Source organism: Paracoccus sp. (in: a-proteobacteria), from assembly GCF_046289755.1.
In the GTDB taxonomy this organism is placed as follows: domain Bacteria; phylum Pseudomonadota; class Alphaproteobacteria; order Rhodobacterales; family Rhodobacteraceae; genus Paracoccus.
In genome coordinates this window covers 1-15,285 of the sequence record NZ_JBKBVD010000019.1, presented here as the reverse complement: position 1 = coordinate 15,285, position 15,285 = coordinate 1, and the positions used below count along the sequence as shown (strand labels likewise).

The window sequence follows — 15,285 nt, the reverse complement described above, 5'->3', positions numbered from 1 at the left end:
CCTCAGGCGGCCTTGAGCAATTCCGAGGCCGCCAGTTTTCCCAGCGCATTGCTGGCCAGCGGGCTGTCGCCGGTCAGCAACCTGCCATCCTGACAGGTGGCGCCGGTGGTCAGCCTGTTGGTGATGACAAAGCCCTGCGCCTTCAGCTTTTCGCCGAATTTCCACGTCAGCTTGCCGGGCATATAGCCGATCCTGGGCGTGTGATTGTCGACCAGATCGGGAAAAGCCACGATCTTGCGGCCCCGGAACGGATTGTCGTCACCAAGCGCCAGAAACGCCGCCGGTCCGTGACAGAGCGAGATGACGAAACGGTCATTTGCCGCCGCCCAGTCCAGCGCGGCCTTGACCTCGGCGCTGTCGGGCAGGCCCATCAGCGCGCCATGCCCGCCCGGAATGAACACCGCCAGATAGTCGCTGTCCGGTCCCAGCCCGGCCACCACATCCGCCAGCGTCTTTGACGCCTCGAAGGCGGGCAGGTGGCGCTGGTGAAAGCCGGTGACCACCTCGTCTTTCAGCGGCATGGCCCAATGTTCGAACCTGACCGGCCCGCCCGACAGGGTCGCGATGTCAAAGCTGAAACCCGCGCGTTCCAGATGGATCATCGGCAGCAGGGTCTCGATCGGGTGGTTGCCGGTCGAGAACAGCTTGCCGCCCGCCATTTCCAGATATTGCTGGTCCGAGCCGATCACCAGAATTTTCCAGCGACCGCCCGTATAGGGCGTGGGGTATTCCGCGCCGCTGAGGTTGGAGACGTCATCCGTGAACAGGCGCAGCGACAGGGGCGAGGGTTCAAAGGCATTGGGCATGGCCGGGTCAGGGGTTGGCCTGATCTTGCTGAATACGGGCATGGCGGCGCGTCCTTTTGGCGGGTCTGGCCCTGATCCTAGCTCTGGTGCCCTGGCCGCGCAACGGCTCAGCCGTTCTGGCCGTTTCCATGCGCGTAAAGCATGTTTGAGCGGTCAAGATGCGCCTTCATCGCCTCGATCGCGGCATCGGCCTCGCGGGCCTCGATCAGGTCGACCATCTGCTGATGTTCGCGCAGGGTGATGTCCTCATTGCCCGACCAGTGCAGCAGCACGCCGTGATAGTGAAACAGCCAGCGCAGCATCGACTGGCTGGTGGCGATCAGGATCGGGTTGCCCGACACGGCAGCGATGCGGGTGTGAAACGCCATGTCATGGGTGACAAAGGCCTCGGGATCGTCCATGCAGCCGCGTTGCAGGGCCACCAGTTGGCGCAGTTCGGCCACATCCTGCGGCGTGGCCGAGGTGGCGGCCACGCGCATCAGCCCGCATTCGAACATCCGGCGCGCGTCTTTCAGATGCTCCAGCTGTTCGGGTTCCGAGGACAGCAGCATCCGCGCCACGTCATCGACCCGGCTCAGCACGCTGCCCGCGCTCAGCTCGTTGACGCGGCTGCGTTCGCCATGGCTGATCGTGATCAGGCCCATCGTGTGCATGTGCTGCAAGGCCTCGCGCACGGCGGGGCGGCCAACGCCGAAACGCTCCATCAGATCGCGTTCGGATGGCATGGGCGCGCCCGGCGGCAATTCACCGCTGGCCATCAGCTCGCGCAGCCGCTCGAACACCTGATCCGACAGCTTGCGCCGCACGATCCGGTCGCTGCCACCTGCCGCCTCATCCTTTTTCATCCTGACCCCATCGCCTTGTCGCCCCCGTGGTCTAGGCGCAGCCGCCGCCGGGCGCAAACCCCTAGCCATCACACAGCCGCCAGCCGAAGGGCGCCAGAGGGCCGTCGGGCGCCGCGTCCAGCGGCCCCGACGTCAGATTGGCGGTCAGGACCGCCCCGCCCAGATGCAGCCGGGCCAGCCCGTCGCGGATGCCCGCCTGCCCGACCGGCAGGCCCGCGCGGGCCGCCAGCGCCGCCACCAGCGGCGCAACGGGCCGGGGGTGGCCGCCCGCATCAAACAGCCCGCGCGGACCGTACAGCGCGGCAGGCGTCCAGACCGTCAGCCCCGCAGGTGCCAGCGCCGTGGCCAGCCCGCAGGCCCATGCGGCGGCAAAATCGCCCTCCTGTCGCGGATCGTCATCGCTCATGCAGATGCGGGCGCGGTCAGGGTTGGGGATCGTGCGGCTGCCATAGGGGTTCTGGCGCATGGCGATGGTCGAGGGGCCCAGCCGGTACTCCGCCGCCCCCGCAATCGCGCGGCCCGAGGCCAGAATATGCGGCACCGTCTCCAGCGTTTCGATCACCGACAGATCGTCGGCGGCATGGACGATGGGGCACAGCCCATGGGTGAGGAAATCCAGCATCTGCACCGGCGGGCGCTTGCGGTTCAGTTCGGGGAAAAAGCTGGCGCTGCCGCCGCCAAGCGGCAGGCCGGGAAAGGCCGCGCGCGCAGCGGCGTGGATCTGCTCCAGCGGCGGGCAGGCGGGCCAGTCCGAGCCGGGCGGCACCGATTGCCGGTCCACCGCTGGCGTCACCATGACCGAGGCCGGGCACAGCCCCGACGCCGCCACCGCCCGCGCATAGCCCGCGAATTCGGCGTCCAGATCAGTGTCGGGCGGGCAGGCGGCGATCAGCTCCAGATCAAAATCCAGATCGGGGAAGGCGGCCTGCAGCGCGGCGAAGGCGGCCAGATCCTGCGGCCCCGTCCCTGCGCTCGTGTCCAGATGGCACAGCAGGCGCTGCGGGCCGATGCTGGTCAGATCCTGCGGATGGGCTGTGGCGCGGCGGGCCTCGGGCGCGGTCAGGATCAGAGCGGTCTGTGGAAAGCGCGGCTCGGGATGGGTGGCGCGCAGGGGCGGCACCGGCGGGGCGGCGCCTGTGGCGGGCTGCCAGCGGATCTGCACCGACTGGCGCAGGGCCTCCTCGGGCAGATGATAGGGCCAGGGCCGCGCCAGCGGGCGGTTATAGGTCTTGAAGGACGCATCGCCCCATTGGCGCTGATCCTCCATCTCGAACACATCGCCCTGAAAGGCGCAGTCGACCGTCCAGCCGCCCGCCCGGTGGGTCAGGGCGGCGATGTCCTGAAAGGGCTGCCATGGCGCGATCAGGCCGGGAAAACGCGCGTGTTCGGTGCGGCCATCGGCATGGCGCAGGGTGACGGGGGCGCCTGCGACACCCTCGATCGGGTGCAGCACGGTAAAGCCCGCGCGGTTGGTCCAGACCTCGCCTGTCGCCTGCGCCAGGGCCTCGGCGGTCAGGCTGTCGGCGGTCAGGGTCAGCGTGATGTCGGCGGTCAGCCGCCCGGTGCCCATGTCATAGGTCGCGCGATAGGTCACGCGGGCGCCCTGCGCATCCGAGGCGATCCGCATGTCGCTGATCTGCGGTACCACCGTGCCCCAGTCGCGGTCGCGGACCAGAAACACCACCCCCCGGATCGCCTCGGCCCCGTCAAGGCGCAGATGGCGCAGCTGGCCCTCTTCCAGCGTCACCGTCGCGGGGCCGCAATTCAGCGCGCGCATCACAGCGCGATCCGGCTGCCATCGCGGGCCGAGGCATAGGCGGCCTCGACCAGCGCCAGCGTTTGCAGGTTGTCGCGCCCCGAGGTTTCGGGCGCCCGGCCCGTGCGCAGGCAGTCGACAAAATGGCCCTGAATGATCTGCACGCTTTCCTGAATATTGTGCCAGGGCCGTTCGGCCCAGGGCAACAGCGGCGGGGCGACATCGCGGACGTCTTCCGCGCCGCCGTTCTGGATCACCAGCCGGTAACCCGCATCCAGCCGCAATGTGCCCTGATCGCCGTCGATCTCCAGCAGGGTTTCGGGGAAGGTCTCGGGGCTGCGGCGCGTCGCATAAGAGCAATCCACCACCGAGGTCACCCCGCCGGCATGATCCAGCAGCATCGTCGCCACATCCTCGCCCCGGATGGCGGGGTTGATGCGGGTGGTCGCGGCAGACAGACGCGTCACATCGCCGAACAGCGCGCGGGCGATGTCCAGAATATGGATGCCCAGATCCTGAATGATAAAGCGCGGATCGGTGGCCAGATAGGGCTGGCCGGAAAACACGTCATAGCCCGACCGGAAGCTGACCCGGCCAAAGAAGGGCTGACCGATGGCGCCCGCGCGCAGCGCGTCGATGGCGGCGCGGATGGGCGATTGCCAGCGGAAATTCTCGTGCACCATCAGGATGCGGCCTGCGGCGTCGACGGCCCCGACCATGGCGCGGGCATCCTCCATGGTTTCGGCAAAGGGCTTCTGGCAGATGACATGCAGGCCCGCGCGCGCCGCCATTTCGACCAGCGGGCGGTGCGCGGCGACGGTGGTGGCGATGTCGACGAAATCCAGATCCTCGGCAGCGATCATCCGGGCGGCATCGTCATAGGTCCGCGTGATGCCAAAGCGGGCAGCGGTGTCCTCCAGCCGCGCCGGATCGCGGTCGCAAAGCGCGGTGATCTGCGCGCCGGGGATGGCCTGCCATGCGTGCATCTGGTTCTGCGCAAAGAACCCGCAACCGATCAGTGCGCCTTTCAGCATGTCATGCCCCCGCCTCGGATTGCAGCGCGACCCGCGCCTGCAGTTTCTGCTGTGCCTGATCGACCACGACCGCGGCGATGATGACAAGCCCCTTGATGACCGTCTGCCAGAACGAGGACACCCCCATCATCACCAGCCCGTCCGACAGCACGCCGATGACAAAGGCGCCGACAATGGTGCCGCCGATCCGCCCCCGCCCGCCCGACATCGAGGTGCCGCCCAGCACGGCGGCGGCAATCGCGTTCAGCTCGAACGACTGCCCGGTCGCCGGATGCGCGGCCACCAGCTGCGAGCTGATGATCAGCCCGACCAGCGCCGCGCAGAGCCCGCTGAACATATAGACGAACAGCTTGATGCGGGTGACATTGACGCCCGACAGGGCCGCCCCGCGCTCATTCCCGCCGACCGCATAGATATAGCGGCCAAGCGGCGTGCGCCGCGCGATATAGGCCGCCACCACCGCCACCACGACCAGCATCCAGATCGAGACGGGCAGGCCCAGAAAATTCCCCGCCCCGATCAGCCGGAACGTGTCCGAGCCGTATTCGGCATTGCCCGACAGGTTCGGAAATGTCCGCCCGTCCGAAAACAGCATCGCAGCACCGCGACAGACATACAGCGTGCCAAGCGTGGCGATAAAGGGCGCGACGTTCAGTTTGGTGATCAGAAACCCGTTGATCGCGCCGATGGCCACGCCTGCGGCCATGACGATCAGGCAGATCTCGACCGTGTTGAACTGGATCGACCAGCCCAGCCCGATATCGATGCCGTTCAGGATCAGATAGCCCGCGACCATCCCGCAAAGACCCACGATGGACCCCACCGACAGGTCAATCCCGCCCGAGATGATCACGAAGGTCATGCCGATGGCCAGAAAGGCGTTCAGCGCGACATGTTTGGACATGATGACCATATTCGCGGTCGACAGGAAATTCGGCGCGGCAAAGGCGAAGAAGGCAAAGACCAGGATCAGCGCGATGAAGGTCCGCGCCTTCAGCAGCACCAGCAGGGCCTGCGTCGATTGCGGGACCGACCGGGCGGGGGAGGCTGTATCGCTCATGCGGCGGGCTCCTGTGCGGGGGTGGGGGCGTGGCCTTTGGCCGATGCGGCCACCACAAGGGTTTCGGTGGCGTCCTTGCGGTCAAAGCGGCCGGTGACGCGGCCGTTCGACATGACGATGATGCGGTCGGACAGGGCCATCAGTTCCTCCAGATCCGAGGTGACGAAGATGATCCCCAGCCCCTGCGCGGCCAGATCGCGCATGACGCGGAACACCTCGGCCTTGGCGCCGATGTCGATCCCGCGCGAGGGCTCGTCCATCAGCAGCACGCGGGGTTTGGTCATCAGCGCCTTGCCGATCACCACCTTTTGCTGGTTGCCGCCCGACAGGCTGGAGACGGGGTTTTCCATCGAGGCGATCTTGACCGTCAGCCGTTTCACGAACGCGGTCACGCTGCGGCGTTCGGCGGTCAGGTTCATGTGCACGCCTGCGGTCGTGACCGCCCCCAGACTGGACAGGGTCATATTCTCGCGGATCGACAGGATCTGGACCAGCCCGTCATTCTTGCGATCCTCGGGGATCAGGGCGATGCCGTTGCGGATGCGGGCGGCGACGCCGCGCGCGGTCAGGGGGCGGCCCTCGATGAACAGCCGGCCCGTGGCGTGGGAATGGCGCCCGATGACGCATTCCAGAAACTCGCTGCGGCCCGCGCCCATCAGCCCGTAGACGCCCAGAATCTCGCCGCCGCGCAGGGACAGGCTGACATGATCGACGGCCAGCCCGCCGGGGCGGGGCAGGCAGACATCCTCGGCGCGGAAGATCTCGGGGCCAAAGGGGTGACCCTCGGCCTTGGCGTAATCCTTGCTGGCCTCGCCGATCATGGAACGCACGATCCAGCCCAGGTCGACGCCCTCCATGGGCCGCGCGCCGGTGATGGCGCCGTCGCGCAGGACGGTGATGTGATCGCCGATCCGCAGCAACTCCTCCAGCCGGTGCGAGATATAGACGATGCCCACCCCCTGCCGCCGCAGATCGTCGATGACGCGGAACAGAATGGTGACCTCGGCGGCGGACAGCGCGCTGGTCGGCTCGTCCAGGATCAGGATGCGGGCATCCTGCGCGAGGCTTTTGGCGATCTCGACGATCTGCTGCTGGCCCACGCGCAGATCGCCCAGCATCGTGTCGGGGTCGATGGGCTGTTCCAGCCGCGCCATCAGCGCCCGCGTCTGGGCGCGTTGGGCGTTCATGTCGATGTCGACGCCCGCGCGGGTTTTCTCGCGGCCCATGAAGATATTCTCGGCCACCGTCAGGTTCGGAAACAGGTTCAGCTCCTGAAACACGATCCCGATGCCGTGGCGGCGCGCATCGTCGGGGCCGCTGAACCGCACCTCGGCGCCGTCCATCAGGATGCGGCCCTCGGTCAGCTGCTCGACGCCTGCGATGACCTTCATCATCGTGGACTTGCCCGCGCCGTTTTCGCCCACCAGCACATTGACCGCGCCCATATGCAGGTCGAAATCCACCGATTTCAGCGCCCTGGTGCCGGGATAGACCTTGCTGCCGCCGCGGATCTGCAGACCCACCGTCATGGCGCGGCCAGTGCGGTCGGCACGACCACCCATGCCGCATCGGCCGAGGGCAGGGTCATCGCCCCCTCGACGCTGAGGCGCTGGCCGGTCATATCGCCTTCGGGCAAGGACAGGCGCTGATGCGACTGATCGTTCAGCGCACGGGCCAGTTTGGCGAATTCGATCTGGTCGCGGAACTCGGTAAAGACCAGAAAATCCAGCGCGTCGCGCAAAGCCGTGCCCCGGATCACCGGGCCAAGCTGCACGGTCAGATCGCCCGCCCCGTCGCCATCCGTGTCCAGCACCACGCTTGCCGCACGCGATTCCCGGTCGGCCCCGACCACCTCGCCCGTCGCGCGGAGGATGAAGTTCCACGAACTGCCCTCGGCCCCGGCGCGCAGGCCATGGACCTGACCGGCGGCGTCCAGCCCCTGCGCCAGCACCTCGCGCAGCGTGGCGGCCTCGACGGCATGGTCGCTGACATGCGCGGGCAGGCGGTCGTCAAAGATCTGCGCGGCCAGCGCGGCCATGCGCTGATCGTCATCCATCGGCGCCTCGGCCCCTTCGGCGGTGGGGTCGGGGTTCGGCACGATCTTGCAGCCGGGCAGCAGGCCAAGGGTCAGCGTGCCGACCAGAAGCGCGGTCAAGGCATGGGTCATCGGTCACATCCTGAACTGGCCCGGCGCAGGCGCCGGGCCCTGTGGCGTCACTGCATCGGCGTCATTCGGCCAGCGCGAAGGTTTCCAGCTGGCCTGCATTGTCCGCGTTGATGAGGATGCAATCCATCAGCTGTTTCTCTTCCAGCCCGGTCGCGCCGGTGCGCAGGTATTCGTCGGCCTGCTCGACCGCCAGCTGCGCCTGCCGATAGGCCGGTTGCAGCACGGTGGCCTTGATGCCGCCCGCCAGAATGGAATCGCGCACATCGTTCGAGCCGTCAAACCCGACCACGATCACATCGGTGCGGCCCGCCGCCTCCAGCGCGGCCCATGCGCCCATCGCCATCGTGTCATTGCCCGAGATCACGCCCTTGATGCCGGGCTGCGCCTGCAGGATCGTCTCCATCACCGTATAGGCCTCGGTCTGGGACCAGTTGGCGGTCTGCTGGGCGACCATCTCCATGTCGGGATACTGGTCGATGATGTCGTGATAGCCCGAGGAGCGGATGCCCGCATTGGTGTCGGCCTCGCGGCCCAGCAGTTCGGCATACTGGCCCGTCTCGCCCATCAGGCGGACGAATTCCTCGGCCCCCAGCTGCGCACCCTGATAGTTGTTGGACACGATCTGGCTGACGGCGATGCCGCTTTCCTTGATCTCGCGGTCGATCAGGAACGAGGGGATGCCCGCATCCTTTGCGCGCCGGACGGCGGCGACGGTCGCATCGGCCCCCGCATTGTCCAGAATGATCGCCTTGGCGCCACGCGCGATGGCGGTGTTGTACAGTTCGGACTGCTTGTTGGGGTCGTCGTCATGGACCATCACGACGGTTTCATAGCCCAGCTCCTGCGCGCGGGCCTCGGCGCCGACGGCTTCGGCCTTGAAGAACGGGTTGTCATGGCTGGGGGTGATGATGGCGATCAGCCCTTCGGCGGCTGCGGCGCCCGGCATGGCGATGGCCATAGCGAGGCCAACGGCTGACAGCGTCAGCCTGCGGTTCGGTTTCATGATATCCTCCCTGTGGTCAGCCGGGCAGCCTGCCCGATCCTCTCTGACACTCCCAACGCTGCTGCCGAATCATCATCAAGTCAACAGGTATGATGAGATGATGCCCTAGGGCATCATCCACCAGCCCAGCCCCAGCGAGATGGCGGGGACATAGGTGATCAGCGCCAGCGAGGTCAGCACCACAAGGATCGGCCAGACCAGCGAGGCGAACAGCGCCTGCACCGGCACCCTAGCCACCGCCGCGGCGGCAAACAGGTTCACCCCCAGCGGTGGCGTGATCATCCCCAGCGCCAGATTGACCACGATGACGATGCCGAAATGCACCGGGTCGATGCCAAAGCTGATCGCCACCGGCGTCAGGATCGGCGCCAGCACCAGGATCGCGGCGCTGGTCTCGATGAACATGCCGACGACCAGCAGCAGCAGGTTGACGCCCAGCAGAAAGGTCAGCGCGCTGGCGAAATTGTCCTGTGCCCAGCTGCCGACCATGCCGGGCAGGCCCGACAGGCTGATCAGAAAGCTGAACAGGGCCGCCGCCGAGATGATCAGCATGACCGCGCCCGAGGACACCGCCGCCGCCCGGAAGATGCCCGGCAGATCGCGCCACGACATCTCGCGGTAGATGACCAGCGACAAGAGCAGCGCATAGACCACCGACACCGCCGCCGCCTCGGTCGGGGTAAAGATGCCGCCATAGATGCCGCCCACGATGATGATGGGCATCAAGAGCGCCCAGAAGGCGCGGCGCAATGCGGGCAGGATCGGCTGGCGCCCGGCGCCGTCCTGCTTGCCGTAGCCCTTCACCCGGCACCAGATCTGCACCATCACCACCAGCCCGGCCGCGATCAGCAGGCCCGGCCCCAGACCGGCCAGAAACAGCCGCGTGATCGAGGTCTCGGTCGAGACGGCATAGAGGATCAGCGGCACCGAGGGCGGGATGATCACGCCCAGTTCCGCCGAGGATGCCTGCACCGCGCCCGCCATGCCGACCGGATAGCCGTGCTTCAGCATCGCCGGGATCAGGATCGCGCCCACCGCGAATGTCGTGGCCACGGATGAGCCGGAAATCGCCGCGAACAGCATGCAGGTCAGCACGCAGCAACTGGCCAGCCCGCCCTGCACATTGCCGATCATCGACTTGACCAGATCGACCAGCCGGGCCGAGATGCCGCCCCGCGTCATGATCGCGCCCGCCAGAATGAAGAACGGCACCGCCATCAGCGGAAAGCTGTCCAGCCCGGTGAACATCCGCTGCGGCACCACCAGCAGCGGCAGGTTCGAGAAGAAATAGACCGCGATGATCGAGGCCAGCGCAATCGACACCGCAACCGGCACCGACAGGGCGAACAGGCCGACAAGGGCCGTGGCAAGGGCTGCGTTCATGGGGTGTCCCGTTCCTGTTCCAGATGGCGCAGCAGCACGCCGGGGATCGCCATCAGCGCCCCCACCGGAATGGCCGCGTAAAACCAGCTCATCGAGGTGCCCAGCATCGCCACGCGCTGCGCCTGCACCCGCACCGTCATCGCCCAGCCCTGCCAGACCAGCACCACCAGCAGCGTCAGCGTCATCACCGTGACCAGCCGGATCACCCAGATCTGGAGGTGCAAGGGCAGCAGGCCGCGCAGAAAGTCGATGGGGATCATGGCGCCCAGCCGGAAGGCAGCCGCCGCGACCAGCAGCGTTGACCAGATGATCAGGCCGCGGGCCAGAATTTCAGACCAGCCGGCGGAATGGCCAAGGCCAAAGCGGGTGATGACCTGAAAGAAGACAAGACCGGTCGCCACCGCCAGCAGCAAGGCCGCCAGGTTATGCGCCAGCCGGACGATGACCTCGCCCAAAGCCTCGACATGTTTCATGATCTGCTCCGAGGGAAAGGGGCGGGACCGCGCGGCCCCGCCACCGGAGGCTTATTGCTGGGCGTCGCGGATGCGCTGGATCAGTTCCGGCGCATAGCGGGCGGCGAATTCGTCATAGGCGGGCTGGACGGCGGCGGCAAAGGCGGCCTTGTCGATCTCCTCGACCACCTCCATGCCGTTTTCCTTCATCAGCGCGATGCCCGATTCCTCATTCGCGGCGACCGTGGCGCGCGAGGCTGCCGCTGCGGCCTGCGCGGCCTCAACGAACCAGCCCTGCTGTTCCTCGGTCAGGGTGGACCAGTGGATGCCCGACATGGCGACCACGGCGGGCGAATAGACATGCCCGGTCAGGGTGATATTGTCCTGAATTTCCCACATGTTGTTGGCGGTCACGATCGGGATCGGGTTTTCCTGCCCGTCGATCGTGCCCTGCTGCAACGAGGTCAGAACCTCGGTCCAGCTCATCGGCGTGGGCGCGGCCCCGGCGGCGCGGAAGGCGGCGATATGGACCTCGTTCTCCATCGTGCGCAGCTTGAGGCCCGCCATGTCGGCAGGTTCGCGGATCGGACGGATCGAGTTGGTGATATGGCGGAACCCGTTTTCGGCCCAGGCCAGCCCGACGATGCCATGCGGCTCGAAGCTGGCCAGCAGCTCCTGCCCGATCTCGCCGTCCAGCACCGCGTGCGCGCTGGCGTAATCGGTGAACAGGAACGGGAAATCCAGCGCATAGACCTCGGGGACGAAATTGCCGATGGGGCCGGTCGAGGAAATCGTCAGCTCGACCGTGCCGATCTGCAGCCCCTCGATCACGTCCCGCTCGCCGCCAAGCGCGCCTGCGGGGCGCAGCGAAATCTCGAAGGCGCCGTCGGACAGTTCGGCGATCTTGTCGGCAAAGGCCCGGCCCGCATCGCCGTAATGGCTGTCAGAGGGCGGCGTAAAGGCCAGGTTCATCGTGACCTGCGCCAGCGCCGGACTCGCCGCCAGCATCGCCGCCAGAACCGAGCCTGTCATCATCAGCTTGTTCATTTCAGTATCCTCCCTGTGGTGTGAAAAGCAGCGGGCCTCCCCGACCCGCCGCGCAGGCTCAGGTGATCCGCTCGATGCTGGCGGTCACCTCGTCCCAGTCAAAGACGCGCTTCCAGTCGTCGCGCATCAGCATGGGCTTGCCGAATTCGATGGCCTTGTTGCAGGCATCCGAGAACGCGCCCTCGCGTTCGTTGAACAGCACCGCGCCCAGGATATTCATGTGGCCCAGCAGGAAATCGCGGGCGCATTCATGGCTGACGCCGCTGCGGGCGACGCATTCGTCCAGCGCCTCGCGCATGACCGACAGCAGCGAGGCGCAGACGGTTTCCGACAGGCCCGGCTCCAGCATGGCCATCTGCCTGACGGTCACCTCATAGCTGCGCGCGACGGGGGCATAGATGGCGCGGGCGACGCGCTCGCCCAGTTCGTAATGTTCGCGCGGGCCCTGCATCAGCGCATTCACGACGCCCTGCTGTGCCGCGACGCCGCCGAAGTGATCGGCCCGGCCCTCGGGAGTGGATTCGTCGTTGAAGATCGGCGGGTGGCAGGGATGGGTCACGAAATAGGTGACATCCGCGCGTTCCGGCAGATGGCCCGCAAAGGGGGCGGCGGCGTCCAGCACCACGACCATGGTGCCCGGCGCGAGGGTGGGCACGACCTCGGCCGCGACGGCGCGGATCACGGTATCGGGTACGGCCAGGATCACCACCTCGGCGCCCTCCAGCGCCACCGCGCGGTCGATGCAGTCGACGCCGACCTCGGCCTTCAGCCGGTCGCGCCCGACGGGGCTGACCTCGACATGGGCGACCTCGAAATCGGTGCGGGCCAGGTTGGTGGCCAGCCGCACACCCATCTTTCCGCCCGCCCCCAGCAGAGCAATCTTGGTCATCTTTCCCCTCCCAGCAGGAATCGTCTTGCGTAACTGGTATGATGAGATGATAATCAAACGAACTTGTCAAGCGCGATGGAGGGGGCGATGGGGCAAAACCCGAGGGTGGCGTGGCTGGGCGATGATTTCACCGGCGCGGCTGCGGTGATGGAGGTGCTGGAATTCGCTGGCCTGCCCTCGGTCCTGTTCACCGAACTGCCCCCGCCGGCGCTGCTGGCGCGGTTCGCGGGTTGCGCGGGGATCGGCCTTGCCACCACGGCGCGGACATATGCGCCGGACCGGATGGCGCGCGACCTGCCGCCGCTGCTGGGCTTTCTGGACGCGCTGGCGCCTGCGATCCTGCATTACAAGATCTGCTCGACCTTCGATTCCGCGCCCGGTGTGGGGTCCATCGGGGCTGCGATCGCGGCGGGGCTGGCTGTGCGCCCGGCGCAGGCGGTGCCGCTGCTGACGGCGGCGCCCGCGATGCGGCGCTATCAGGCCTTCGGGCATCTCTTCGCGGGCACGCCCGAGGGGGTGTTCCGCCTTGATCGCCATCCGGTCATGGCGCATCACCCGGTCACGCCGATGGCGGAATCCGATCTGCTGGCGCATCTGGCGGGGCAGACCGACCTGCCCGGCGCGCTGATCGACCTTGAGGCGTTGGCGGGCGATCCGCAGGCGCGGCTGGAGGCGGCGCTGGCAGATGGCGCGCGCATCCTGTCGGTCGATTGCATGGACGCGGCCAGCGAGGCCGCAGCGGGGCGGCTGATCTGGCAGAACCGCGACCGGATGGGGCTGGTGGCGGGCAGTCAGGGCGTCGAATACGCGCTGGTGCGCCACTGGCAGGAGACGGGCGAGATTGCCGTGGTTCCCCCGCCCGGCTCGGCGGGCGCGGTGGCGCAGATTGCGGCGGTGTCGGGCTCGGTCTCGCCGGTGACGGCGGCGCAGCTGGACTGGGCCGGGCAGAACGGCTTTGCGGTTCTGGGCTTTGACGCGCGCGCGGCCTGCGGCAGCGAGGCGGATCTGACCGCCGAGGTGACCCGCCTGACCCGCGCCGCGCTGCAGGCCGCCAGCGAGGGCGCCAGCCCGTTGGTCCATTCCGCCGCGGGCCATGATGGCGCGCAGGTCACGTTTTTCCGCGCCGCGCTGGCCGCCAGCGGCCTGCCGCCCGAGGCCGCCAACCGCCGCATCGGCGAGGGGCTGGGCCGGGTGCTGGACGGGGTGCTGCGCGGGTCCGGCCTCCGCCGGGCGGTGATCTCGGGCGGGGACACATCGGGGCATGCGATGCGCCAGCTGGGCCTGCAGGCGCTGACCGCACTGGCGCCCACGATCCCCGGCGCGGCCCTGTGTGCGGGCCATGGCGAGGGCGCGCATGACGGGCTGGAAATCGCGCTGAAGGGCGGGCAGATGGGCTCGGTGGATTATTTCGGCTGGATCCGCGACGGCGGCGGCCCCCGGCACACGACCCAGTTAAAAGGAACCCCGGCATGAGCAGCATGATCCGCGTCACCTATCTGATCGAAACCCCCGGCGACCCGCAGGCCATGGCGGCCAAGATCGCCGCCGACCAGTCCACCGGCACCTTCACCGAACTGCCCGGCGAGACGGATGCCCTGCGCGCCCGCCACGCCGCCCGCGTCGAACAGGTGACCCTGCTGGAACCTGCGCCCCGCCCCTCACTGCCCGAGGCGGGCGACCATCCCGGCCCGTTCCAGCGGGCGCGGGTGGTGATCGCCTATCCGCTGGACAGCATCGGCACCGATATGGCCGCGCTGATGACGGTGACGCTTGGCGGTGTCTTTGCCGCGCGCGGGCTGACCGGCATCCGCATTCTGGATCTGGACCTGCCGCCCGAATTCGCCTGCCATCCGGGGCCGCAATTCGGCATCGACGGCTCGCGCCGCCTGACCGGCGTGAACAAGGGGCCGATCATCGCGTCGATCATCAAACCCTCGCTGGGGCTGACCCCGGATGAGACCGCGCAGGTGGTGGCCGGTCTGTGCGCGGCGGGGGTGGATTTCATCAAGGATGATGAAAAGATGATGAACCCCGCCTATGCGCCCTTTGACGCGCGGGTCGATGCGGTGATGGCGGTGATCCGCGATCATGCTGAGCGGACCGGCAAGCAGGTGATGTATGCCTTCGGCATCTCGGCTGCCGATCCCGACGTGATGATGCGCCGCCACGATCATGTCGTGGCGCAGGGCGGCACGGCGGCTGTCGTCAACATCAATTCCATCGGGCCGGGGGGAATGGCGTTTCTGCGCAAGCGCTCCGCCCTGTGCCTGCACGCGCATCGCAACGGCTGGGATCTGCTGACCCGGCATCCGGGGATGGGCTATGATTTCCGCCCCTATCAGAAGATCTGGCGGCTGCTGGGCGTGGATCAGTTCCAGATCAACGGCATCGCCGCGAAATACTGGGAGGGGGATGACAGCTTCGTGCAGTCCTTCGCCGATGTGACGACGCCGATCTTTTCCGATGCCGACCGGGCGCTGCCGGTGGTCTGTTCCGGCCAATGGGGCGGGCAGGCCTTCGAGACATGGGCACGCACCGGGCAGACGCTGGATCTGATGTATCTGGGCGGCGGCGGCATCCATGGCCATCCCGGCGGTGCGGCGGCAGGCGTGCGCGCGATCCGCGCCGCATGGGACGCCGCCAGCCGGGGCCTGTCCCCGCGCGAGGCCATGGCCGACAGCCCCGAACTGGCCGCTGCTTTTGCGAAATGGGGACCGGCGGCCTAGGGCTTGTTGAGTATCAGGATTCCCAAGTGTTCTGATTTCTGATTCAAACTTCCCAAATAGGAGGTTTGGATGCCGGTTGACCGCTACATCATCACGGATCGCCAGTGGGCGAAGATC

The 15,285-nt window shown here is 67.5% G+C and carries 14 protein-coding genes; 2 read left to right on the top strand and 12 right to left on the bottom strand.

The window, feature by feature from the left end; translation table 11 throughout:
* Nucleotides 1–2 precede the first annotated feature (2 nt).
* The 12 genes from hchA to ACK41U_RS08980 all read right to left on the bottom strand — a co-directional run bounded on the left by hchA (nt 3) and on the right by ACK41U_RS08980 (nt 12,442).
* Nucleotides 3–848 carry a glyoxalase III HchA gene (gene hchA / locus ACK41U_RS09035; protein WP_409678670.1) on the bottom strand — a complete coding sequence of 282 codons (846 nt, stop codon included), beginning with the start codon at nt 846–848 and terminating at the stop codon, nt 3–5.
* 65 nt (nt 849–913) lie between these two features.
* Complete coding sequence (gene nanR / locus ACK41U_RS09030) at nt 914–1,651, bottom strand: transcriptional regulator NanR (RefSeq protein WP_409678667.1); 738 nt, start codon at nt 1,649–1,651, stop codon at nt 914–916.
* A 61-nt stretch (nt 1,652–1,712) separates the two neighbouring features.
* A complete protein-coding gene (locus ACK41U_RS09025) occupies nt 1,713–3,428 on the bottom strand; it encodes a hypothetical protein (RefSeq protein WP_409678665.1) in 1,716 nt (571 codons plus the stop codon).
* Complete coding sequence (locus ACK41U_RS09020; RefSeq protein ID WP_409678662.1) at nt 3,428–4,441, bottom strand: Gfo/Idh/MocA family protein; 1,014 nt, start codon at nt 4,439–4,441, stop codon at nt 3,428–3,430. Before ACK41U_RS09020 ends, ACK41U_RS09025 begins: the two co-directional genes overlap by 1 nt.
* 1 nt (nt 4,442) lies before the next feature.
* Nucleotides 4,443–5,501 (bottom strand): ABC transporter permease, encoded by a 1,059-nt coding sequence (locus ACK41U_RS09015; protein ID WP_409678659.1) that lies wholly within the window; start codon nt 5,499–5,501, stop codon nt 4,443–4,445.
* Nucleotides 5,498–7,030 (bottom strand): sugar ABC transporter ATP-binding protein, encoded by a 1,533-nt coding sequence (locus tag ACK41U_RS09010; RefSeq protein ID WP_409678656.1) that lies wholly within the window; start codon nt 7,028–7,030, stop codon nt 5,498–5,500. Before ACK41U_RS09010 ends, ACK41U_RS09015 begins: the two co-directional genes overlap by 4 nt.
* The gene (locus ACK41U_RS09005; protein WP_409678653.1) at nt 7,027–7,668 is read right to left on the bottom strand and encodes a DUF2291 family protein; all 642 of its coding nucleotides are present in this window, start codon (nt 7,666–7,668) and stop codon (nt 7,027–7,029) included. The genes ACK41U_RS09010 and ACK41U_RS09005 overlap by 4 nt, the downstream gene beginning before the upstream one ends.
* 61 nt (nt 7,669–7,729) lie before the next feature.
* Entirely contained in the window at nt 7,730–8,671 is a 942-nt protein-coding gene (locus tag ACK41U_RS09000) for a D-ribose ABC transporter substrate-binding protein (RefSeq protein WP_409678650.1), read from the bottom strand.
* A 105-nt stretch (nt 8,672–8,776) separates the two neighbouring features.
* The gene (locus ACK41U_RS08995) at nt 8,777–10,054 is read right to left on the bottom strand and encodes a TRAP transporter large permease (protein WP_409678647.1); all 1,278 of its coding nucleotides are present in this window, start codon (nt 10,052–10,054) and stop codon (nt 8,777–8,779) included.
* Entirely contained in the window at nt 10,051–10,527 is a 477-nt protein-coding gene (locus tag ACK41U_RS08990; protein WP_409678644.1) for a TRAP transporter small permease, read from the bottom strand. Before ACK41U_RS08990 ends, ACK41U_RS08995 begins: the two co-directional genes overlap by 4 nt.
* A 51-nt stretch (nt 10,528–10,578) precedes the next feature.
* Nucleotides 10,579–11,553, bottom strand: a complete 975-nt coding sequence (locus tag ACK41U_RS08985) for a TRAP transporter substrate-binding protein (RefSeq protein WP_409678642.1) — start codon at nt 11,551–11,553, stop codon at nt 10,579–10,581.
* A 58-nt stretch (nt 11,554–11,611) separates the two neighbouring features.
* Entirely contained in the window at nt 11,612–12,442 is an 831-nt protein-coding gene (locus tag ACK41U_RS08980; RefSeq protein WP_409678639.1) for a phosphogluconate dehydrogenase C-terminal domain-containing protein, read from the bottom strand.
* 87 nt (nt 12,443–12,529) lie between these two features.
* Between ACK41U_RS08980 and ACK41U_RS08975 the strand changes: the two genes are divergently transcribed.
* Together ACK41U_RS08975 and oiaX are read left to right on the top strand one after the other, a co-directional pair.
* A complete protein-coding gene (locus ACK41U_RS08975; RefSeq protein ID WP_409678636.1) occupies nt 12,530–13,915 on the top strand; it encodes a four-carbon acid sugar kinase family protein in 1,386 nt (461 codons plus the stop codon).
* The gene (oiaX, locus tag ACK41U_RS08970; RefSeq protein ID WP_409678633.1) at nt 13,912–15,168 is read left to right on the top strand and encodes a 3-oxo-isoapionate-4-phosphate decarboxylase OiaX; all 1,257 of its coding nucleotides are present in this window, start codon (nt 13,912–13,914) and stop codon (nt 15,166–15,168) included. Before ACK41U_RS08975 ends, oiaX begins: the two co-directional genes overlap by 4 nt.
* The last annotated feature ends 117 nt before the right edge of the window (nt 15,169–15,285 follow it).